Origin of the sequence: Roseovarius sp. B08 (genome assembly GCF_051417955.1) — a bacterium.
In the GTDB taxonomy this organism is placed as follows: domain Bacteria; phylum Pseudomonadota; class Alphaproteobacteria; order Rhodobacterales; family Rhodobacteraceae; genus Roseovarius.
In genome coordinates this window covers 2,396,406-2,417,775 of the sequence record NZ_JBPRLW010000001.1, presented here as the reverse complement: position 1 = coordinate 2,417,775, position 21,370 = coordinate 2,396,406, and the positions used below count along the sequence as shown (strand labels likewise).

General features: G+C 63.3%; 25 protein-coding genes and 1 tRNA gene. 15 read left to right on the top strand and 11 right to left on the bottom strand.

All coding sequences use genetic code 11. From position 1 onward, the window contains the following. Positions 1–168: 168 nt before the first annotated feature. Entirely contained in the window at positions 169–498 is a 330-nt protein-coding gene (locus ACSQ76_RS12240; protein WP_437156777.1) for a hypothetical protein, read from the bottom strand. Positions 499–541: 43 nt separating this feature from the next. Here ACSQ76_RS12240 and ACSQ76_RS12235 point away from each other — a divergent pair, with 43 nt between their 5' ends. From ACSQ76_RS12235 to ACSQ76_RS12200, 8 genes are read left to right on the top strand one after another with little or no spacing between them, the layout of a single operon-like run. Then, positions 542–976 carry an N-acetyltransferase family protein gene (locus ACSQ76_RS12235; RefSeq protein WP_437156776.1) on the top strand — a complete coding sequence of 145 codons (435 nt, stop codon included), beginning with the start codon at positions 542–544 and terminating at the stop codon, positions 974–976. Further along, complete coding sequence (locus ACSQ76_RS12230; protein WP_437156775.1) at positions 977–5,386, top strand: phage tail protein; 4,410 nt, start codon at positions 977–979, stop codon at positions 5,384–5,386. It abuts the gene before it with no gap. 9 nt (positions 5,387–5,395) lie between these two features. Further along, a complete protein-coding gene (locus ACSQ76_RS12225) occupies positions 5,396–5,611 on the top strand; it encodes a hypothetical protein (protein WP_437156774.1) in 216 nt (71 codons plus the stop codon). Between the two features lie 11 nt (positions 5,612–5,622). Beyond that, positions 5,623–5,781 carry a hypothetical protein gene (locus tag ACSQ76_RS12220; protein WP_437156773.1) on the top strand — a complete coding sequence of 53 codons (159 nt, stop codon included), beginning with the start codon at positions 5,623–5,625 and terminating at the stop codon, positions 5,779–5,781. Continuing rightward, complete coding sequence (locus tag ACSQ76_RS12215; protein ID WP_437156772.1) at positions 5,771–6,187, top strand: hypothetical protein; 417 nt, start codon at positions 5,771–5,773, stop codon at positions 6,185–6,187. The genes ACSQ76_RS12220 and ACSQ76_RS12215 overlap by 11 nt, the downstream gene beginning before the upstream one ends. A gap of 25 nt (positions 6,188–6,212) precedes the next feature. After that, positions 6,213–7,037 carry a lysozyme gene (locus ACSQ76_RS12210; RefSeq protein WP_437156771.1) on the top strand — a complete coding sequence of 275 codons (825 nt, stop codon included), beginning with the start codon at positions 6,213–6,215 and terminating at the stop codon, positions 7,035–7,037. Then, positions 7,034–7,318: a hypothetical protein gene (locus tag ACSQ76_RS12205; protein WP_437156770.1), complete on the top strand. Its 285-nt coding sequence runs from the start codon at positions 7,034–7,036 to the stop codon at positions 7,316–7,318. Before ACSQ76_RS12210 ends, ACSQ76_RS12205 begins: the two co-directional genes overlap by 4 nt. Positions 7,319–7,374: 56 nt before the next feature. Next, a complete protein-coding gene (locus tag ACSQ76_RS12200) occupies positions 7,375–7,506 on the top strand; it encodes a hypothetical protein (RefSeq protein ID WP_437156769.1) in 132 nt (43 codons plus the stop codon). Between the two features lie 97 nt (positions 7,507–7,603). Here ACSQ76_RS12200 and ACSQ76_RS12195 read toward each other — a convergent pair. Continuing rightward, positions 7,604–7,680, bottom strand: a tRNA-Ile gene (locus ACSQ76_RS12195). A 131-nt stretch (positions 7,681–7,811) separates the two neighbouring features. On the opposite strand from ACSQ76_RS12195, the gene purM reads away from it, so the two are divergent. Further along, positions 7,812–8,858: a phosphoribosylformylglycinamidine cyclo-ligase gene (gene purM / locus ACSQ76_RS12190; protein ID WP_437156768.1), complete on the top strand. Its 1,047-nt coding sequence runs from the start codon at positions 7,812–7,814 to the stop codon at positions 8,856–8,858. Continuing rightward, positions 8,855–9,448 carry a phosphoribosylglycinamide formyltransferase gene (purN, locus tag ACSQ76_RS12185; RefSeq protein ID WP_306129968.1) on the top strand — a complete coding sequence of 198 codons (594 nt, stop codon included), beginning with the start codon at positions 8,855–8,857 and terminating at the stop codon, positions 9,446–9,448. The genes purM and purN overlap by 4 nt, the downstream gene beginning before the upstream one ends. 28 nt (positions 9,449–9,476) lie before the next feature. Here the strand turns inward: purN and ACSQ76_RS12180 are convergent, their stop codons facing one another. Continuing rightward, positions 9,477–9,653 (bottom strand): hypothetical protein, encoded by a 177-nt coding sequence (locus tag ACSQ76_RS12180; protein ID WP_437156767.1) that lies wholly within the window; start codon positions 9,651–9,653, stop codon positions 9,477–9,479. A gap of 208 nt (positions 9,654–9,861) precedes the next feature. Between ACSQ76_RS12180 and rnd the strand changes: the two genes are divergently transcribed. After that, on the top strand, positions 9,862–11,022 hold the full coding sequence (gene rnd / locus ACSQ76_RS12175; RefSeq protein ID WP_437156766.1) for a ribonuclease D: 1,161 nt from the start codon (positions 9,862–9,864) through the stop codon (positions 11,020–11,022). A 4-nt stretch (positions 11,023–11,026) separates the two neighbouring features. On the opposite strand, the gene ACSQ76_RS12170 is transcribed toward rnd, so the two are convergent. Beyond that, complete coding sequence (locus tag ACSQ76_RS12170) at positions 11,027–11,617, bottom strand: hypothetical protein (RefSeq protein WP_437156765.1); 591 nt, start codon at positions 11,615–11,617, stop codon at positions 11,027–11,029. Positions 11,618–11,749: 132 nt separating this feature from the next. Here ACSQ76_RS12170 and ACSQ76_RS12165 point away from each other — a divergent pair, with 132 nt between their 5' ends. Further along, positions 11,750–12,160: a SufE family protein gene (locus ACSQ76_RS12165; protein WP_306129964.1), complete on the top strand. Its 411-nt coding sequence runs from the start codon at positions 11,750–11,752 to the stop codon at positions 12,158–12,160. Between the two features lie 117 nt (positions 12,161–12,277). Here ACSQ76_RS12165 and ACSQ76_RS12160 read toward each other — a convergent pair whose 3' ends face one another. The 3 genes from ACSQ76_RS12160 to ACSQ76_RS12150 form a co-directional block, all read right to left on the bottom strand. Further along, complete coding sequence (locus ACSQ76_RS12160; RefSeq protein WP_437156764.1) at positions 12,278–12,907, bottom strand: DUF1638 domain-containing protein; 630 nt, start codon at positions 12,905–12,907, stop codon at positions 12,278–12,280. A 1-nt stretch (position 12,908) separates the two neighbouring features. Continuing rightward, positions 12,909–13,094: a hypothetical protein gene (locus ACSQ76_RS12155; protein WP_437156763.1), complete on the bottom strand. Its 186-nt coding sequence runs from the start codon at positions 13,092–13,094 to the stop codon at positions 12,909–12,911. Between the two features lie 97 nt (positions 13,095–13,191). Next, the gene (locus ACSQ76_RS12150; protein ID WP_152492615.1) at positions 13,192–13,896 is read right to left on the bottom strand and encodes a corrinoid protein; all 705 of its coding nucleotides are present in this window, start codon (positions 13,894–13,896) and stop codon (positions 13,192–13,194) included. Positions 13,897–14,099: 203 nt separating this feature from the next. On the opposite strand from ACSQ76_RS12150, the gene ACSQ76_RS12145 reads away from it, so the two are divergent. Then, positions 14,100–15,188: a PA0069 family radical SAM protein gene (locus ACSQ76_RS12145; RefSeq protein ID WP_437156762.1), complete on the top strand. Its 1,089-nt coding sequence runs from the start codon at positions 14,100–14,102 to the stop codon at positions 15,186–15,188. Positions 15,189–15,380: 192 nt separating this feature from the next. Here the strand turns inward: ACSQ76_RS12145 and ACSQ76_RS12140 are convergent, their stop codons facing one another. The 4 genes from ACSQ76_RS12140 to ACSQ76_RS12125 all read right to left on the bottom strand — a co-directional run bounded on the left by ACSQ76_RS12140 (position 15,381) and on the right by ACSQ76_RS12125 (position 19,540). After that, the gene (locus ACSQ76_RS12140; protein ID WP_437156761.1) at positions 15,381–16,688 is read right to left on the bottom strand and encodes an HlyC/CorC family transporter; all 1,308 of its coding nucleotides are present in this window, start codon (positions 16,686–16,688) and stop codon (positions 15,381–15,383) included. A 215-nt stretch (positions 16,689–16,903) separates the two neighbouring features. Beyond that, a complete protein-coding gene (locus ACSQ76_RS12135) occupies positions 16,904–17,869 on the bottom strand; it encodes a tyrosine recombinase (protein ID WP_437156760.1) in 966 nt (321 codons plus the stop codon). After that, positions 17,866–19,404 (bottom strand): hypothetical protein, encoded by a 1,539-nt coding sequence (locus ACSQ76_RS12130; RefSeq protein ID WP_437156759.1) that lies wholly within the window; start codon positions 19,402–19,404, stop codon positions 17,866–17,868. Before ACSQ76_RS12130 ends, ACSQ76_RS12135 begins: the two co-directional genes overlap by 4 nt. After that, positions 19,391–19,540, bottom strand: a complete 150-nt coding sequence (locus ACSQ76_RS12125) for a hypothetical protein (RefSeq protein ID WP_306129957.1) — start codon at positions 19,538–19,540, stop codon at positions 19,391–19,393. Before ACSQ76_RS12125 ends, ACSQ76_RS12130 begins: the two co-directional genes overlap by 14 nt. A gap of 110 nt (positions 19,541–19,650) precedes the next feature. On the opposite strand from ACSQ76_RS12125, the gene ACSQ76_RS12120 reads away from it, so the two are divergent. Further along, on the top strand, positions 19,651–20,211 hold the full coding sequence (locus ACSQ76_RS12120) for a shikimate kinase (RefSeq protein ID WP_437156758.1): 561 nt from the start codon (positions 19,651–19,653) through the stop codon (positions 20,209–20,211). Next, complete coding sequence (gene aroB, locus ACSQ76_RS12115) at positions 20,208–21,320, top strand: 3-dehydroquinate synthase (RefSeq protein WP_437156757.1); 1,113 nt, start codon at positions 20,208–20,210, stop codon at positions 21,318–21,320. Before ACSQ76_RS12120 ends, aroB begins: the two co-directional genes overlap by 4 nt. The last annotated feature ends 50 nt before the right edge of the window (positions 21,321–21,370 follow it).

Here is a 21,370-nt window from a genome sequence, read left to right as displayed (position 1 = left end):
TCGTTCACGGTGCGGGACACCGAAACCGGCGATCCCGTGAAACGGCATTACTGGTCGGACGTTGGGCAAGCGTCGCTGGACGTGATCAATCCGACATCGCAGCTTGTCGAGACGCGGGTTTTCAAAGGCGCGGGCGGGCTGATTTCCGTGTCCGACATCCCGCAGGTTTCAAACCTGACAGTGCAGCCCGTCACGATCGAAATCAGTCATCTTGCGGACACGGCGCAGCTCGTGCGGGAACTGGACGCAAAGCAGGGCCGTGTCGAGATTTTCAGGGGCGTGTTCGCGGTGGATTCGCTGTTGCAGATCGCACCGGCCCGCGCCCGGTTCATCGGTTTCATTGATGAGGCGGATGTCGAGGAGTCGACGGAAACCGAGCCGGGCAAGATCACGCTGACTTGCGTGTCGCACCTTCAGGAAATCACGCGGTTCAATCCGGCGACGCGCTCGAACGCCTATCAGCAGCGCCGCGCGCCGGGCGACGATTTCCGCAAGCATGTCGCGGTCGTGGGGACCTGGGAACAGCGGTGGGGGAAGCCTGATGATCCGACACGCGACCCGGCGCGACGTGCCGGAAATGGTGCGCATGGGGCAGGATTTCGTCGCGACGTGCGGCGTTCCCCTGCCGTTCGATCCTGTCTATGCGACGCATGTTCTGAATACGCAGATCGACGCGGAAGATCGCCTGGCGTTCGTGCTGCATCTGGACGGTCGCGCCGTGGGGATGTTGTGCGCCTGCGTCGTGACATCGCCTTTGGCCCCGGCTCTGTTCGCGCAGGAACAGGTTTTCTGGATAGATCCTGACCATCGCGGCGGCAGGTGGGCGCTTGGGTTGATCCGCGCCTATGTGACCTGGGCGAAGAAAGAGGGCTGTTTCATCGCGGGGATGTCGGCGATCGGCGACAACCGCGCGGCGGCGCTATATGAGCGGTGCGCGTTCAAGCCTGCCGACACAAATTATTTGCGGGTTCTGTAAATGGCGTTTTTCACGGCGATCGCAGCGGCGATCGGGAGCACCTTCATCGGGTCGCTGTTCACCGGCGTTCTGAAAGCAATCGTCGGCATCGGACTGAACAAGCTTGCCGCCAAACTGGCGGGTAAAAAGGCACCATCCGGCCCCAGCTTTTCGATCAAGGGCGAGTTGCAGCGCGGGGCGGACCTGCCGCAGTCTTACCTGACGGGCCGGGCCGGAACCGCCGGTTCGCTGGTCTATGCGAACAGTTGGGGTTCCCAAGACGGATTTACGCCTAACTCATATCTTACGCTTGTGATTGCCCTGTCCGATCTGCCGGTTCAGGGCCTGACCGGCATGTTCGTTGATGGGGCGCCGGTGACGTTGCTCGACCCGTCCGAAGCGCATCCCGATTTCGGCATCCCGATCAGTGAATATCGAAAAGATGTCATGCGGACGCGCACCGAAACGGTCGGCACCGGCGAAGATTCTTACACCATTTATGAAGAATATGCCGACTCCGATGATTACCTTTGGGTCAAGTTCTATGACGGGACGCAAACGCAGGCCGATCCGTTCCTGATTGAGAAGGTTTCGACCGACGAAAGGCCCTGGGGAGCATCGCATGTCGGCACGGGCGTCGCGTATGTCGTCGTCACCGCGCTTCTGAACCGCGATCTGTTCAATGGGTTTCCGGCGTACATGTTCGAGGTCGAGGGCGTTCCGCTGTACGATCCTTCGCGCGACAGCAGCGTGGGCGGAGAGGGACCGCAACGCTGGGCAAACCCGGCAACTTGGGGTGGTGACGGCGATCACCTGCCTGCCGTCAAGATTTACAATTTGTTCCGGGGCATGTCGTTTGGAAGCGATTGGTTCTATGGCCTTCAGGGTCTTTCGGAAGCGCAGTTGCCCGTAGATCACTGGATTGCGCAGATCGAGAAATGCCGTGCCACGGTGAACGCGCAGGGCGGTGATGAACCACGCTACCGCAGCGGTGGCGAAATTGCGGTTGCAAACCCGGTCGGAGACGCGATTCAGGCGGAACTAGACGCCTGCAACGGGCGCATTGCCGAGATTGGCGGCGTTTTCAAACTGTTCGTTGGCGGCGCGGATGCGCCGGTCAACCAGTTTTCGGATAAAGACATTCTGACAACGGAAAAGAAGTCGCTGACGCCATTCTTTGGACTTGCGGATACGATCAACGGGGTCAGCGGAAAGTTTCCCGACCCTGGTCAGGCATACCAAATAGAAACCGCGCCGCCTTTGATCCGCACCGATCTGGAAAGCCAAGATGGCGGGCGGCGGCTTCTGGTCGATGTCGAGTTCGATCTTGTTCCCTATGGTGAGCAGGTCCAGCGTCTGATGTCTGAAGGTCTGGCCGAGTCCCGCCGGGCGCGGCGTCATACTCATACGTTTCCGCCTGAATTTGGGGTTTATGAACCGGGCGACGTGCTGGAATGGGCGTCGGATCGGAACGGTTATGAAAGCAAGCTGTTTCGAATCGACGGCATGGCGGATCGCGCAAACCTGGATGTCGTCGTGGACCTGACCGAAGTCGATCCGAGCGACAATGATTTCGACACGGATTCGGATTATCAGCCGATCGATCAGGGTTCGATTACGCCGCCTGCATATGCGCCAGTTGCCGTCAGCGATTGGGATGTCATCGGTTGGTCAGTGCCGGATGTCGGCGGCGGCGGGCGTCGCCCTGCGCTGAAGTTTATTTGGGCTGAAAGTACTCCGGGTGTCTCGGCGATTTCGATCCGGGTGCGTGTAAAGTCAAACGGAGCGCTTGTTTATAGCGGAACCATCCAAGACATCGAACCGGGCTTGGTCGTTTTGTCTGAAGGCATTTTGCCGGGCGTGACATATGAAGCGCAAGCGCGCTTTAGTCCGCTGGGTAATCGATCAGCGGTTTGGTCGGCTTGGGTCGAAGCGACTTCGCCAGACATCCGGTTGAGGGAGGAGGATCTTGCCGACTCCGTGAATGATGCAATCGTAAGCGCGCAACAGAGTGCCGACGATGTTCAAGAAAATCTGAACACGCTGACTGCTGGGTTTGTCGGCACGTTGGAAGAAGGTTTCGATGCGGTACGTGCCGAAGCCGAAGCCAATATCGCACCGATGGGCAACACCATTCTGCGACCGCCTGAAAGCCTTTGGTCGCGCGACGTGAACCAGGCACGATCTGAGATCACCAAGCCGCCTCTTACGACCGGCACATTCCATGACGATGATGCCGACTTCGGTGACTGTTTCGAGTTCGGCGGCGTCTACAATGCCAGCGTCGGCCCTGCCTATCCCCTGCCGTTCGACCCGTCGAAGGTCTATCGTGTCACGGTCAAATTTAAGGTGGTGGCTGACGGCACGTTGGGGCCGGGGGCGAATGTTCGGATCGGCGGCACTACACAGAACGGCACGACGGTTGTGCAAAGCAACATACAGGCGAACCCCGAGACGTTCACGATAGCTGATGGTCCGCAAACGATGACGGCCTATGCTTCTGGAACCGTATCGAAGATGGTCGCATATGGTATTCCTGCTACTCAGCAGATCGTGTTCAATTCGTCGGATGACGCGACCGCCTGGCACCCGCAGGTTCGGCAGAATGGCAGCAGCACGACAAACGGAACAATCCGGCTTGCCAGTATCGAGGTTGTGGATGTCACCGAAGCACTGAATGCGCTTGAGATCGCCCGCAACGAATTGTCATCAGAGATTGCGGATGTGAATGCCACACTGACGGCGGATTATTACACATCCGCCCAAGCTGACAGTGCGATCAGTGCGGCGGTCACGTCGCTGGAAACGTCCATCGACACGGACCTTGGTCTTATCGCTGGCGAGATAGACGACATCATCGGTTTGCAGGTGAATGGCTCGACCGCGTTCGGCACGCTCATGACGCAGCTTGCCGTGAACGCGGGCGGTGTCAGTGCGACGATCTCTGACCTGTCGTCGGCGGTGGTTGATCTTGAAGGTTTCGCCCAAGCATCGACCGGCCTGACCGCTGAGGTCGTGACTGACGGCGGTCAGACGTATATCGCAGGTATTCGTGCCACCAGCTATGCGGACCCTGACGGTTCAGGCGGTAGCTTGCTGCGTCTGATCGGTGACGACGTGGTTGCGGAAGGCACCATCTCTGCCAGTCGTTTACGGGTCGGGTCGGGTGTAAACCTGATCGAGAACAGCGATTTCCGGCAGGGCCTTCTTCATTGGGACACGGATAGTTCCGGCAACATAGGTGGAGCCACGACGTTCAGGTTGCGCCAACCGCCGCAGGCGTGGTCCGGGGCCGACCAACCGACCCTTGAAATCACATGTACCGCCGACAACGAAAGCGGCGGGTTCGCGGATTGGCTGGCGGTTCCTTCCAAGCCTGACGGCAACTATCATGTCGGCTACCCCTTTGCCCCTGATGCCAAGTATCTGGAATTGTCCGCCCAGATATCCGCACATTACTGTCACTTCCGTATGTCGATTTACTGGTACGGCGCTGACGGCGTGTACCTGAGCCGAACCGACATACTGGACAACACAGACGAACAGCCGCTATCCGGCACGGACCCGGATAGCTGGACGAGGTTTGGCGACGTGGTGGCTATCCCCGCAGGCGCACGATATGCAAAACCGCGCTTCCGCATGTTCAGGACCACAAGCACGATCAACGCTTTCCTGTTCATCCACAAACCTCTCTTGGGTGTCAGCGCCGAGGGTGCTGAATTCATGTCCTACGCGTCGCGTGGGTTCACCGCAATCGACGGTGTGACTGTTCAAACAGGCACCCTTAAAGCTGATGCCGTAGACACCGATGACTTCAATGCGGCGGGTCTCGCGATCTTTGGGGGTGAGGTACGGTCTGATAACTACGCAGAGGACGGCGGCGGTATTCCAACCGCAGGGTGGAAACTGGACGCGGTTACTGGCGAAATCAAAGGCAAATCGGTTGTCACGCAAAATCTGATCGCACCGGGTGCGACGACACGGCAGACGTTCGGCTACACAACGTCCAACGACACCGTTGATGGTGTAGGTTCGGCCAACGCGGTCGAAATCATGGGGCCTATCGGGGTCGACTTTGAAGAATACGACATATCAGTTGACCCGGATAATCCGGTCGTGGTCGTATATTCCGGCATCGCGCAATCCGACACCACGGGACATGCTCTTTTGGTGTTCAATGTAGAAGGGCGCGTTACACCGTCCGATCCTTGGCTTTCAACGACGATAACCCTGAGTGCCAGCGTGTATCTCTATGAAGGTCGAGCGCAGAACTTTACGGTCATGGCAAATGATCGAGGTACTGGTCGTGACTTGCCGGGATTTCAACAACTCAGGATCATGGCGCACTTGGTAACCAACGCCACGTTCACATCGACGTCAGTGACGCTCTTTGGCGGTTTTTACGTCGATATGAAGCAGGCGAACAGGTAGCCTCTGAAAATGCCCGACTTTCTTGAAAAGGTATACTTCGACATCGGCGGGGGTTTGCCTGCCCTTGTGATCCTGGGGTTATGCTATTGGGTGTGGTCCCTGCACAAGTCGAAAGATGCCCTGCAGGACCGGATGCTAGAGCGGGAACGCGAACATTCCGCCGAGATTGTCGAGACAATCGTAACCGTTCGCGACGCCGTTCGCGTGGTGGAGTCGAAAAAGTGAGACTTTTTCGGATGCTGGAAAAACTGAAGCCGATGATTTTGCGCGGATCGCAACAGGAGGCGCTGCAGGAAGCGCAGCGCGAGTCGGACGGCCACCTTGACCGTCTGCGCCTGGAGCGATCGCTTTTGGAGTCGACGTTAAGGGGGGTCGTGGATCGCGATGGGCGGTGATATTTTCAGCTTCTTTGCGGGGCTGGCGTTGATGTTTTTCGGGTCGCTTGTCCTGATCGCGTTTTGGCCGCGCCGGTCGCGGCGGGAGTCCGGGTCCGAAGTGCTTTCGTTGGCGATCTTCCTTGCGGCGCTGGCCGGGGTGTCGAACGCCTTTTACTGGCAGGTTCTGACGGCGTTGATCCTCGAATTCCGCCTTGCGACAATCTTCGAGGTGCGTGCCTTTGGGAAGTGGCTCGATCTTTTGTTCAAGGGCGGTGCCGCCTACGCGATGTTCCTGCATCTGAAGGCGTTGCGGGCGCAGTTGTCGCCGAATGAGCGCAAGAAATGGAGCGTTCTCGAAATGCCGTTCTATCCGAACCGGCGTCTGTGCCTAGTGCGTCTGATGAGGCGTTGGCGCAAATTCTGAAGTCCTCAATCTAGGGAAACTTGCTATGAAACTTGTGAAGAACGCCGGGCGGATCGCCCGGCGGGCGCATTCCATGTGGGGTGTCTATCTGACTATCGCGATCCTGGCCGTGCCGGAACTGATCTATTGGGCGACAGGTATCGACACGCCGCCTTGGCTTTGGTGGCTTCTGGCGCTGCTGGTGGCGGCGTATACCGGGTTTGGGCGCGTTGTCGATCAGGGCATCGACCGTGACAAACTGGAAAGCCCATGGTGGATCGGCGGCATTTGCGCAGTCCTGGTGCTGGCGCTGGCCTTGGGCGATTGGCGGGCCTCGCCGTGGGGCGCTGATCCGGGCGCTACAGGCCCGGTGGTCCTTTCCAGCGCGTCAGGGGTGCCAAAACCGGCTGCAGGCGCTGACGCGGCGTTTCTGGCGGTTGCCGTTCCGTTCGTGGGCCGCTGGGAAGGGCTGCGCTTCGAAGCCTATCGCGACATCGTGGGCGTGTGGACGGTTTGCTATGGCGAAACGAAGGGCGTCAAGCCGGGGGATCGATACACGAAAGCCGAATGCGATGCCATGCTGGCGCGTGAAATCCTATCTTATCGCACCGGGCTGCGCCGGTTTTTCACAGCAGAGACGATCGAGCGGCGCTTGCCGGTGCCGCGCGATGTCGCCTTTTCCAGCACGGCTTACAATGTCGGCGTTTCCGCTTTCGGCAATAGTACGGCTGTTCGCCGTCTGAATGGCGGTGACGTGCGCGGCGCGTGTGACGCGCTGACCTGGTGGAACAAGGCCGGGGGCCGGGTGATCCGTGGACTGGTGAACCGGCGGTCAGAGGAAAAGGCGCTTTGCCTGAAGGGGGTCGCATGATCCGCGATCTGATCTTCGCGTCGATCGGCCTTGCCGTGATCGCGGGCATGGGAATGAAAATTCAGGCGCTGCGCGTTGAGCGCGACGCCTTCAAGGGCCGACTCGAGGCGGTCGCAGGGTCAAGAGAGATCGAGAATGTCACGCGTGAAATGGACGATTGCAGCCTGTTCGATGTTCTTACTGGCGGGGTGCGACCAGATGACGGGGGCGATGTTCTCGGATGTTCAGAGGGAGCCGCCGACGATGAAACCGGCGACGGCGGAATACCTGATCAGGAATGATCGGCCCGTCGCGGTATGGTATGCGGAAACGCAGCTGAAATGCGACAAGTTCGGCTGTGTCTAGCGCGATCGCCGTCCTGGTCGTGATGCTTGCCGGGCTGGGCATCAACGCCAGCATACGGGCCGAGTATTTTGGCGGGGTCATCGTGTGCGGAGTCGTGGCCGTGGTCGCCGGTTTCTTTGTTTAGCGGGTCCACGTCATTTGCAACCCATTGAAATCATATGGACCCGGATTTTAAAACCGGGTCCATGTCGTCATTGAAAACATTGGATTTTTATAGTTTTTGGTAGGCCCGGAGGGACTCGAACCCCCAACCAAAGCGTTATGAGCGCTCTGCTCTAACCAATTGAGCTACAGGCCCGACCTTTGCTCGGGATAGGCGGGGGCAGGGCGGGCGTCAAGGGCTCTGGCACGGGCGCGCGGGCTTTCCCGATTGCACGGAGGCCCCCGATGGATTAACGCAAGCCCCGACACGCCAAGCGGAGACCGCACATGACCGACGCCAAGAACGGGATCACCTATGCCGATGCCGGCGTGGATATCGACGCGGGCAACGCGCTCGTCGACCGGATCAAGCCCGCCGCCAAGCGCACCAACCGCGCGGGCGTCATGGCGGGCTTGGGCGGCTTCGGCGCACTCTTCGATCTCAAGGGCGCGGGCTATACCGACCCGATCCTCGTGGCCGCCACCGATGGCGTGGGCACCAAGCTGCGCATCGCCATCGACACCGGCAACGTGGATGGCGTCGGCATCGACCTTGTGGCCATGTGCGTCAACGACCTTGTCTGCCAGGGGGCCGAGCCGCTCTTCTTCCTCGACTATTTCGCCACCGGCAAGCTCGACACGGATACAGCCGCCCGCATCATCGAAGGCATCGCCGAAGGCTGCGTGCGTTCCGGCACCGCGCTCATCGGCGGCGAGACGGCGGAAATGCCAGGCATGTACCCTGAAGGCGACTTCGACCTCGCCGGTTTTGCCGTGGGCGCCATGGAGCGCGGCAGCGACCTGCCGGCGGGCGTGACCTCCGGCGATGTCCTTCTGGGCCTTGCCTCCAACGGGGTGCATTCCAACGGCTACAGCCTTGTGCGCAAGCTGGTCGAGATGTCCGGCCTCGGCTGGGACGCCGACTGCCCTTGGTCCGACGGCACGCTCGGTGCGGCCCTGCTGACCCCCACGCGCCTTTACGTGACGCAGGCGCTGGAGGCGGTCCGCGCCGGCGGCGTCCACGCGCTCGCCCACATCACCGGCGGCGGCCTGACCGAAAACATCCCCCGCGTCCTGCCCGATGACCTTGGCGTAGACATCGACCTCGGCAGCTTCGACCTGCCCCCCGTCTTCCGCTGGCTGATGGAGCAGGGCGGCATGGCCGAAGCCGAGATGCTCAAGACCTTCAACTGCGGCGTTGGCATGGTGCTGGCCGTAGACGCCGCCCGCGCCGACGCGCTGGCCAGCCTGTTGGAAGACACCGGCGAAACCGTCATCCGCCTCGGCCATGTTGCCGACGGGCCGGGCGTCCGCTACACCGGCAGCCTCGCGTGACCAAACGCGTCGCCATCCTCTTTTCCGGCGCCGGCTCCAACATGGTGGCGCTGATCGACAGCATGACCGGCGACCACCCGGCACGCCCCGTGGTGGCCCTTTGCAACACGCCCGACGCTCCCGGTTTTGCCAAGGCCGAGGCGCGCGGCGTCCCGACCGAGCTCGCCGATCACCGCGATTTCAAGGGCGATCGCCCGGCCTTCGAGGCTGTCATGACCCGGACACTGGAGCGCTACGCCCCCGACATCATCTGTTTCGCGGGCTTCATGCGTATCCTGACCGACGATTTCATCTCGCGCTGGCAGGGCCGGATGATCAACATCCACCCCTCGCTTCTGCCCAGCTATCGCGGTCTAAACACCCACGCCCGCGCCATCGCGGCGGGCGAGACCGAGGCGGGCTGCACCGTCCACGAGGTCACGCTGGAACTGGACGATGGTCCGATCCTGGGCCAGGCCCGCGTGCCCGTACGACCCGGCGACACGCCCGAGGTGCTGGCCGCCCGCGTGCTGGAGCAGGAACACCGGCTCTATCCGGCGGTCCTGCGCCGCTTCGCCGCGGGTGACCGCACGCCCGTGCACCTGCCCTGACGCGTCGGGGCGGACCGGCCTCGATGGATCAGCGCGGCGCCGAAGCCGCGACGTTGCCGTGCCAGTTTTCCGACACATCGACGGGCGGGGCGGTCAGTGCGACACCGCCAAGCACCAGCAACAAAATGGCACTCAGGGTCATCGCCGCATTGCGCAGGTCGAGCCGCGGGGCAGGGCGGGCAGGGATATGGTCGAGGGTCGTCACGGCATCTCTCCATCATTGGAACTGCATGTCACATAGACCCGGCCAAAGCATTTTGAAAACGAATGAATGTTGCGCATACGATCACGATACGTGATGGTTGTGCTACCCTCACTTTCGATCCCCGCCCTCGTGCATCACTTGCGCTTTGCTTTCCGCCGCGCCTCGGTATAGGCGGTTGGACTACCACGTTTGATCCGCCGGAGCAGGAATGCACACTATCACCACAACCGAAGAGCTCGCCGCCTTTTGCGCCCGCGCGGCCGAGGCCGAGTATGTCACCGTCGATACCGAGTTCCTGCGCGAGCGCACCTATTATTCCAAGCTCTGCCTGATCCAGCTGGCCCTGCCGTCACGCGGGGAGGGCGACGCTGTGCTGGTCGATCCGATCGAGGGGCAGGACATGTCGCTCGAACCGCTCTACGAGCTTTTCCGCAATCCCTCCGTGGTCAAGGTCTTCCACGCCGCGCGGCAGGATCTCGAGATCTTCTATGTCGATGCCGGGCTTATCCCCGATCCGCTTTTCGACACTCAGGTGGCGGCGATGGTCTGCGGCTTCGGTGAACAGGTGGGCTACGAGACCTTGGTGCGCAAGATCGCCAAGCAGTCGCTCGACAAGACCTCGCGTTTCACCGACTGGTCGCGCCGGCCGCTGACCGAGGCGCAGAAGACCTATGCACTGGCGGACGTGACGCATCTGCGCGATATCTACGAATTCCTGGCCGCCAAGCTGGCCAAGTCGGGCCGGGACAAGTGGGTGGCCGAGGAAATGCAGGTTCTGACCAACCCCGAAACCTATGTCACCCGTCCCGAAGAGGCCTGGCAGCGCGTCAAGACGCGCAACTCCTCGGGCCGTTTCCTGGCCATCGTGCGCGAACTGGCGCGCTTCCGCGAGGAGTATGCCCAGACCCGCAACATTCCCCGCAACCGGGTCTTCAAGGACGACGCGCTGGTGGAACTGGCCTCGACCAAACCGAAATCCGCGAATGACCTGTCGCGCTCGCGGCTCTTGCTGCGCGAGGCGCGGCGCGGCGACATTGCCGACGGCATCACCGCGGCGGTCAAGGCGGGTCTCGACTGTCCGAACGACGATCTGCCCAAGCCCGACCGCAGCCGCGAACGCCTTCAAGTCAACCCGGCGCTGGCCGATTTGCTGCGCGTCTTGCTCAAGGCGAAATCCGAGGAGTATTCGGTCGCCTCGAAGCTGATTGCGTCCGCGGCCGATCTCGATGCGATCTCGGCGGGCGAACGCGACGTGCCGGCCCTGGGTGGCTGGCGGCGCGATGTGTTCGGCGACGATGCGATGCGGCTTTGCGACGGCAAGGTGGCCCTGGCCGCGCGCCGCGGGTCGATCGTGGCGATCGACCTCTGAGCCGTCAGCGGCGCGAGCTCAGGGCGTTCAGCTCGCCGCGCACGCGGATCTCGTTGATCTCTTCGAGGTCGTTGTTGCTCAGGAACGCGCCGACGCGCACTTCGCGCGTGCTCTGCGTTCCGACCGGCGTCTCGATCGGCTGATAGGCGTTCAACGTGTATTCCATCACGCCGTTGATAGGGCCGTCCTTGCTGACCGGCAGCAGCCGGACGTCGAACGCACCTTCGCGCTGGGGCAGGCCGGTCACGCGCACGATGGCGCCCGTGGGCAGCGGCTCGACCACCATACTGGTCACCTGGTCCACCAGGCTGCCGTCGTAGATATCGACCTTGGCGCGGCGGCGGAAAATGCCCGCCTTTTGCGCCGACGAGGCATTGCGGCGCACGATCAGCTCGGCATTCTGGTCCTCGATCAGCGGGTTGCCTGTCTGCCGGTCGCTGGGCGAGCGGCGTTCGCCGGTGTTGGTTGTGTTCACGACCGGGGTGGACCGGCTGTTGCCGAACCAGTTGCGCGGGTTGGCTCCGGAGTCGCGCCAGCCGCTGCATGCCGTCAGCGTCATGCTCGAAATCAACATCAGCGAAAGCAGAACCCGCATTTCGACCGCCCCTTCGTCGTTTCTTTTCGACTACCCCATCCGCGCGGGCTTGAAAAGAGACTTGGCGCACTGGACCGCGCGGTGTTGCATGCCTAATTGTGGTGAAAGCCAAGTGAAAAGGGGACCAGCCGCATGGCGCAACCGGCATTCGAGGAGATCGTCGAGGATTTCGAGTTTCTGGAAGACTGGGAAGACAGGTACCGGTACGTCATCGACCGCGGCCGCGCGATGGAGCCGCTCGATGACGCGCTGAAGGTGCCTGCGACCAAGGTGGATGGCTGCGCCAGCCAGGTCTGGCTGCATCCGCAGACGGAAGACGGCAGTTTCCGCTTTGACGGCGATTCGGACGCCATGATCGTGCGCGGCCTGATCGCGGTGCTGCGCACGCTCTATAACGGCGTCCCCGTGGGACAGGTCGGCGCGGTCGACGCCCCGGGCGAACTGGCCCGGCTGGGGCTGAACGACCACCTGTCGGCGCAACGCTCGAACGGGCTGCGCGCGATGATCCAGCGCATCCGCGCGGTGGCCTCCGAGGCGGCCTGATCGGATCGAGTGGCTGCGCCACGCTCGATTTTCCTGTGAAGAGGGGCGCTGCCCCTCCGGTCGAAACGATGTTTCGACCTCCTCCCCGGGATATTTATAGCCAGAGGAAAAAGCTGCTCAGGCGCGGGCGATGAGCGCGGTTTCGAGGTCGCCATAGCCGGTGAAACGGTATTCGAATTCGAGACCGAGCCGCTTGGCACACTCTTGCGCCTTGGCCTTCAGCGCGGGATCCTCGACCTGCGCCTGGTAGACCAACTTGGTGTAATTGCCGAATATCATGTCGCGCAACTCGGGATGCCGGTCTAGGCCCATGGGCTTCCAGATGAAGGCGTCGAACTGCTTGACCAGGAAATCGGTCAGATAGAACGCGGTGATCTCGTCGCGGGCGGCGAAGGTCTCGTTGCCCTCGAAAAAGGAGTAGCAATGCGGCCCCTCGACCATCTCGACGCCCAGTTCGCGGCATTTCGCCTGCAAGAGGCCACCGGTGCCGCAATCGGCATAGACCACGAAGATGTCGTCATAGGCGTCGCGGTGCGCGGCCACGGTCTCCTCGACTGCGGTGACGATCCTGTCGGGGTAGAGGTGGAATTTCGCCGGCAGGCATTGCAGCACCATGTGATCCCAGCCGTTGGCGCGTTTCAGCGCCAGGATTTCGCGCGCGAGCGCGCCGCAGGCGATGAGCAGGATGCGGCCTTTCCCCGGCTCTGCAAAACCGTCTTCGGTCAGGGTCGCGTCGCTCGGCAGCATATCAGCGCCCGCCGCCGCGCAGGCCGATGAAGCGCACCAGAAGGTAGATGCCAAGCACCAGCGGCACCGCCACCATCCAGTTCTCCGACAGTGCCTCCGGCCCCCAGGCCGTGGTGACGAGGAAGATCGTGCCGCCGGCGGCGGCGATCACGACGAGAAGCAGCAAAACCAGCTTGTTGAGCGGCATGGGCGCGATCCTTTCCCGGCTGACATAAGCATCGGACCCCCAAGAAAAAAGCCCCGCCGGGTCGGGCAGGGCCTTGTTGTTCAGATCCGGCCCAGGCTCAGCCCGTGGCGCCCTGGTTGTGCTTGCGGCCCACCAGGTCCTTGGCGGTTTCCACCGCCACGGCGGCGTCGCGGCAATAGGCGTCGGCTCCGATGGCCTTGCCGAATTCCTCGTTCAGCGGCGCGCCGCCCACCAGCACGATGTAATCGTCGCGCAGGCCCTGTTCGACCATCGTGTCGATCACGACCTTCATGTAGGGCATCGTGGTGGTCAGCAGCGCCGACATGCCCAGGATGTCGGGCTTTTCGGTTTCCAACGCCTCGAGATAGTTCTCGACCGGATTGTTGATGCCCAGATCGACCACCTCGAACCCGGCGCCTTCCATCATCATCGACACGAGGTTCTTGCCGATGTCGTGGATGTCGCCCTTGACCGTGCCGATCACCATCTTGCCGACGCGCGGCGCGCCGGTTTCCGCCAGCAGCGGCTTGAGGATGGCCATGCCGCCCTTCATCGCGTTGGCCGCCAACAGCACTTCGGGCACGAACAGGATGCCGTCGCGGAAATCCTTGCCCACGATGGTCATGCCGCCCACCAGCGCCTCGGTCAGCACCTGATAGGGTTGCCAGCCACGCTCGAGCAGGATGTTGACGCCTTCCTCGATCTCTTCCTTCAGACCGTCATAGAGGTCGTCGAACATCTGCTGGACAAGTTCCTCGTCGTCCAGTTCGCTGAGGATGATGTCGTCTTCTTCGTCGGACATAGGATTGATCCCTTGATGCGGCGCGTGGCCTGGTGTCTAGCCCCCGCGATTACGTCCATTTTGTCGCACACGGTTCTCCAATTCCGACATGCGCGGTTCTTGCACCGACAGATAGCGCAGATTCCGGGCGGCCAGGGGGGAATACGCCTATGCTGACGATCGGCATGTTGCATATGTTCCCTTAATGTTCCTATAATAGGGGCATGTCCGATACGCCCGACACGGTCGATCCTTCCTTGCGCCGTTCCGGACGGGGCGCGGTCAGCAATGCCGTGGGCCGGTACGAGCGGCGGACACGCAGTTTCGAGGATGACGGCTGGAATGCCGTGCCCGAGGAAGTCTCCCTGCGCACCCGCGTCACCATCGAGCGGCCGCGCAGCATGATCACCTACAACCGCTCGCCGGACCTGCCGTTCGACCGCTCGATCAATCCCTACCGGGGCTGCGAGCATGGCTGCATCTATTGTTTCGCCAGGCCCAGCCACGCCTGGCTCGGCCTGTCGGCAGGGCTCGACTTCGAAACCCGGCTGGTCGCCCGGCCCGACGCGCCCGAGGTGCTGGCCGCCGAATTGCGCAAGCCCGGCTACCGCGTCCGACCCATCGCCATCGGCACCAACACCGATCCCTACCAGCCGATTGAAAGGACCGAGCGCATCATGCGCGACTGCCTGCGGGTCCTGTCGGAGTTCAACCACCCGGTTGCCATCGTCACCAAGGGCAGCCTGGTGGAGCGTGATATCGACATCCTGTCGGACATGGCCGCGCGCGGGCTGGCGCGAGTGGGCATCTCGGTCACCACGCTCGATCCCGCGCTGAGTCGCAGGATGGAGCCACGGGCCCCGGCCCCGCCCCGGCGCCTGAAGGTCATCGAACGTCTGGCCGGCGCGGGCATCCCCGTCCGGGCCATGGTCTCGCCGGTGATACCGGGCCTGACCTGCCACGAGATCGAGCCGATCCTGAAATCCGTGGCAGGGGCAGGGGCCGAGGCCGCGAGCTGGATCATGCTGCGCCTGCCGCTCGAGGTCTCGCCGCTATTCCGCGAATGGCTGGCAGAAGCCTGCCCCGACCGCGCCGCCCGCGTCATGGGGCACGTCCGCGACATGCACGGAGGCAAGGACTATGCCTCGGACTGGGGCCGCCGGATGCGCGGGTCGGGGCCCTATGCCGAGATGGTGGCGCAGCGGTTCAAGGTCGCGGCAAGACGGTTGGGTCTGGATGGCAAGCAACCGCAGCTCAGGTGTGATCTGTTTGAACCGCCGGCACGGACCGGGGACCAGATGGAGCTGTTCTGAGATCGGCGGGCAGATCGGATGGAAGGGCGCATGGTGTCTCACCCACCCAACGATTCCGCGCGACAACTACCCGGCTGCCGTAGGGTGGGGTTCCACCCCACCACCGCGCCCTGATGCCGCGCAAACCCGTCCCGGGCCTGACCCGGGACCTCGATGCATCCGTAGGGTGGGTGAAAACCCACCACACCCGCGCTACAATTTCCGTACCTTCAGCTTGGTCAGCCGGTTGTCTTCCTTTTCCACGACCTCGAAACGGAAGCCGTGGAAATTGAACACCTGTCCCACCTCGGGGATGATCTGCGCCTCGTATATCACCAGCCCCGCCACCGTGTTGGCCTCGTCATCCGGCAGGGTCCAGTCCGTCGCCCGGTTCAGGTCGCGGATCGTCGTGCCGCCGTCGACCAGGAACTGCCCATCCTCGCTGCGCCCCACCGGGTGGTCGCCGTCGGGGTCGAACTCGTCGGTGATCTCGCCCACGATCTCTTCCAGGATGTCCTCCAGCGTGATCAGCCCCTGCAAGTCGCCATACTCGTCCACCACCAGCGCGAAATGGCTCCGCATGCGCAGGAACTGGCGCATCTGGTCATCCAGCGTCGTGGTCTCGGGCACGAAATAGGGCTCCATCGCCACGTCGCAGATATCGAACGTCGCCAGCGCCCCGCGCGCGCCCTCGGCCTGCAGCGCCAGCGTGTGCATGGCGCGCAGCAGGTCCTTGGCGTGGACCACCCCGATGATGTTGTCGGGATCGTCGCGATAAATCGGCAGGCGCGTGTGGTTCGACTTCAGGCATTGGTCCAAAATCGCCTCGGGCTCCAGCGCCGCGTCGATCATCTCGATCTGGCTGCGATGGAGCATGATCTCCTCGACCGCGCGGTCGCCCAGGTCCAGCGCGCCCAGGATGCGGTCACGGTCCTCCTTTTCCACCACGCCCTCGGAATGGCCAAGGTAAAGCGCCCCGGCGATTTCCTCTCGCACGGCCAGGATATGGCTGTCGGGATCGGTCTTCACGCCGAACACCCGCAACACGCCGCGCACCAGCAGGCGCACCGCGGACACCACGGGCGAGAACACGACGATCACCCAGCGGATGACGGGGGCCGCGTGCGCCGCCGCCGCCTCGGCATTCGTGATCGCGTAGGTCTTGGGCAGAACCTCGGCAAAGATCAGCACCAACAGCGTCATCACCAGCGTCGCCAGCGCCACGCCGCTTTCGCCGAAGGCGCGGGTGAAAAGCGCGGTGGCCAGCGACGTCGCCAGGATGTTCACCAGGTTGTTGCCCAGCAGGACCGAGCCGATCAGCCGCTCGTTGTCCTCGGTGATCTCGAGCGCCTGTTCGGCGCCTTTCGAGCCCTTGTCGGCCCGCGCCCGCAGCTTGCCCCGCGAGGCGGCGGTCAGCGCGGTTTCACTGCCCGAGAAGCAGGCGGACAGGACCAGAAGCAGAAGGATCGCGCCGGCGGTGATCCAGAAGGCGGCGTCAAAGGTTGTCGAGACGGGTTCCATTGTCCAACATTCGGATTATGCGTTGCAGGGGTTATGGGGCGTGGACGCCGGTCATTCAAGGAAACAGGCGATGAAACTTGCCAATTCGGGCGCGCGGGACAAGCGGATATCGGCCTTCGACCGGCCTTGCGCGCCCCTGCATGCAACGCAGGCCCTGCAGGCCGTGGTGGACGCGGTACCAACCGCACCGGCGACCTCGACACCTGTTGTCGCTGCTAACCGTCCGAAGACGTGCCCCCCGAGGCCTTGCGCCGCTCTTCCTGCGCCAGCGGGTGCGCGTCGAACACCAGTTCGCGCAGCCGGTCCTCCAGCACATGGGTATAAATCTCCGTGGTGCCCACGTCGGCATGACCCAAGAGCGTCTGGATCGTCCGCAGATCGGCTCCTCCGGCCAGCAGGTGCGTCGCGAACGCGTGGCGCAGCGTGTGCGGCGATACCCGCTCGGGGCTGATGCCGGCGGTCACCGCGAACTCCTTCACCAGCAGGAAAAAGCGGTTGCGCGTAAGGTGTCCCGTCTTGCCGCCCGAGGGAAACAGAAAAGGAAAGGCCGGCTTGCCCTTCGCCTTCGCCGCCGCCTCGGCGTCATCGCGCGCCTTCAGCCAGTTGTTGAGCGCCGCTCGGGCCGGGGGCGACATCGGCACCAGCCGCTCCTTTCCGCCCTTGCCGCGCACCAGCAGCATCTGCGGATCGCCCCGGCAGGACGCCACCGGCAGCGACACCAGCTCGGTCACCCGCATCCCCGTGGCATAGAGCAACTCCATCAGGCAGGTGTTGCGCAGCCGGTCGACCTTGCCCCGCCCCGTCTGCCGCGCCGCTTCCAGCAGGCGGTCCACCTCTTCCAGTTGCAACGTCTTGGGCAGGCGCTTGTCGCGCCCAGGCCCCTTGATCTGAATCGCCGGGTTGTCGTCGCGAAGCCCCTCGTCAAAGGCAAAGCGGTAGAACTGCCTGATCGCCGACAGCCGCCGCGCCCGCGTCGACCGCGCCAATCCTTGTGCGTCGCAATGCACCAGATAATCCTCGATATCCGCCTGCGCCGCGCTGGCCGCGCCCTTGCCGCCGCGCGCCAGCCACTCGGTGAAATCCGTCAGGTCGCGCGCATAGGCCTGCAACGTGTTCTGCGCCGCCCCGGCCTCGGCGGCCTGCGCGTCGAGGAAATTCGCCAGCCAGTGCCGCGTGCTCACGTGTCGGCCTTCAGCAGCAGGATCTGCAAGGCCGCCTGCCGCGCGGTATCCTCCAGCCCGACGGCCCGCAGCGTCGACAGGCCCGCCACGATGTCACTGGCTTGGTTCGGCCCGGCTGTGTCCAGCTGCAACGCCGCGGTCAGGATCGCCTGACCCAGCCGCCCGGCCTTCAGCATGTCGGCATGGTCGGGATGGGCCTCCGTTGCGGCAAAGGCCTCGGCGATGGCGATCTGCGGCGTCTCGCTGGCCAGCGCGGCGTCCGGCGCGCCCTGTGCCACCCCGACCAGGAACCGCGACCGCGCATCGCTTCCGGCAAGGTCGGGGGCCAAGGTCTCGTAATCCTGCGACAGAAGCGCGATTTCGAACGCTGCCTCCCGCGCCCGCCCGTCCAGGTCCAGCGTCGAGAGCGACTGCGCGAAAAGTGTGGCAAAGGCCACGGCCAGCCCTTCACGCTTCATGTCGCGCCACAGCCCCGGCAGGTGTCGCGCCACGGCTTGCGGATCGGTGTCCACGATTGCCTGTTCCAGCTTCTGCACGCCCGCCACGCGGTCCCACACCCCGCCCGAGGCCGCCGGGCTCTGGTCGGTGTAAAGTCCCAACAGGCGGTTCGCGGGCAGGGCGCCGGTGCGGGTCAGCCGCTCGGCCGCCTCGATCTCGGCCTTCAGCCCGGTCAGCCCGCGCAGGTCGGCAACAGCGAATTCCCGCGGCAGGTTGCGCGTGGGCAGGGGCGTACCCGCCGCCTCGTACAGGCGATAGAGCAGCGGCGTCATCTCTGCCGAAGGGGCCAGGGACATCTCCGCGTCGATCGTCTCGGGGTCGAGGAACTGCGCCAGCAACCGCACGCTGGCAGCGTCGAGAACGCCCAGGGCCGTTGCCGTCTCGTAGGTCAGCGCGGCTGTCTGCCACGCGCCGGTGCGCGCCCCGCAATAGATCCGCGCGTCATAGCGCTCGCTCAGGTCCGGGTCCTGGGACAGCGCCGCGCAAGCCTCCTCTTCGGTGCCACTCAACAGGGCAAGGTCGAACCACTGGTCGAAAAGGCTCGCGTCATAGGGACCGGCCTGTTGCACCAGCGCCAACGCCGGATCCACCGCCCCCATCTTGCGCAGCGCCATGAGCCGCGCGCGCAAGAACCGCGCCTCCGGGCCGGCGTCCGCGGGCGCCTCGGCCTCGGCCAGCAACAGGGTATAGTACAGCGCCTGAATCGCCGGCAGAGGGTCCGACGGCAGGCGCGAGAACATCGACACCAGCGTGTCGGTACCGCTCCCGGCCCACAGGTTCGGCGGCAAACCCGTCGTGCTGCCGGGCAATAGCCCCGCTCCGTCGGGCTGTGCGCCGTCCAGCGGCATCACGTCCACATCCGGCACGACGGCGCCTTCCACGTCATCCGCGACTGGCGGGTTGAGCGCTTCCTCCAGCGGTCGGGCGACGCTGATCGGCGCGGGGTCCTTCAGCCAGTCGATGGCCGTCAGCGGCTCCTGCGCCATGGCCGGCGCGGCAAGAATTATGGAAAAAACAACGGTTTCAAGAGTCTTCAAGAATGATTTCCTGTCGAATTTCTTCTCGCTCGGGCGAAAAATCCGCCCCGAAGAAGGGGCCGATATAGGCATAGCCGATCAGCGCCAGGAACGCCAGAATACCAAGGTAGATCAGCCATTTGATCAATCTGAACATGTGTTGCCTGCCCGCGTTTTGCCGTCTTTTACCACTTTATAACTGGCAATTTCATCAAGATCACGTCATTCAGTGCACGAAAAGACAAGATTGGCATAGGAGCGCCGACATTGGCCGGCACCGAGCGTTGGCAATTGAAGAAAACCGTCGTGCTCGTGGGGATGATGGGGGCAGGAAAAACCGCTGTTGGCAAAGCTTTGGCGGCCATGCTTGATGTGCCGTTCCTCGATTCGGACGTCGAGATCGAGGCCGCCGCCAACATGAAGATTTCCGAGATTTTCGCCCGCGACGGCGAGGCGTTCTTTCGCGACCGCGAAACCCGGGTCATCGACCGTCTGCTCGACGGCCAGCGCGGCATCCTGTCCGCCGGCGGCGGCGCGTTCCTGTCCGAGCGCAACCGCGCCCTGATCGGCGCCAAGGGCGTGTCGGTCTGGCTCAAGGCCGATCTTCGGCTTTTGTGGAACCGGGTAAAACACAAGGATACCAGACCTTTGCTGCGCACAGCTGATCCCCGAAAGACGCTGACGGACCTCTACGAGGCCCGTCTGCCCTTCTACCAGATGGCCGACCTCGCGGTGCCCGCGCACCCGACCTACACGATCGACCAGATGGCAGCCAAAGTGGCCGAGGCACTGGCCACCCGCCCCGACGTTCTGGAGCCCGCGCCATGACTGAACGCGTGAACGTGGCCCTGGGCGAGCGAGCCTATGACATCCATATCGGCCCCGGCCTTCTGTTGCGGTCCGGAGCGCTGATCGCGCCGTTGCTGCGCCGGCCCCGGGTCGCCATCGTAACCGACGAGACCGTGGGTGCCCTGCACCTCTCCACGCTTCAGGCGGGTCTGGGTTCCGAGGGCATCGACAGCACCGCCCTCGCGCTGCCCCCCGGCGAAGGCACCAAAGGCTTGCCACAGTTCGAACGCTGCGTCGAATGGCTTTTGTCCGAGAAGATCGAGCGCAGCGACGTGGTCATTGCCTTCGGCGGCGGCGTGATCGGTGATCTGGTCGGCTTTGCCGCCTCCGTCCTGCGCCGCGGCGTCCGCTTCGTGCAGGTCCCCACCAGCCTTCTGGCCCAGGTCGACAGTTCCGTGGGCGGCAAGACCGGCATCAACGCCCCCCAGGGCAAAAATCTGATCGGCGCCTTCCACCAGCCCAGCCTCGTGCTGGCCGATACGGACGTGCTGGGAACACTGAAAAATCGCGATTTCCTCGCCGGTTACGGAGAAGTGGTAAAGTACGGTCTGCTGGGCGACGCCGCCTTCTTCGACTGGCTCGAAACCCACGGCCCCGAGGTGGCACGGGGCGACATGCCCGCCCGGATCGCGGCGGTCAAACGCTCGGTCGAGATGAAGGCCGAGATCGTCATCGAGGACGAAAAAGAGCACGGGCGCCGCGCACTACTGAACCTCGGCCACACCTTCTGCCACGCGCTCGAGGCCGCCACCGGCTATGGCGACCGCCTGCTGCACGGCGAAGGCGTCGCCATCGGCTGCGCCCTGGCGTTCGAACTCTCCAGCCGCCTTGGCTTGTGTTCCCAGGAAGACCCCAGCCGCGTCCGCGCCCATCTGCGCGACATGAACATGAAGGTCGATCTGTCTGATATAGCAGGGGAATTGCCAAATGCAGACGGCCTTATCGACCTCATGGGCCAGGACAAGAAGGTGGTCGACGGCAAGCTGCGCTTCATCCTCGCCCGCGGCATCGGAGACGCTTACGTGGCCGAAGACGTGGATATGGAATTTGTTCGCAAGGTTCTGGATGACGCGCTCGCCGCCCGGTGACCTCACTTTCGGAGCGCCCGATCCTCTGTCTTTCTGACCCGGTAATCCCG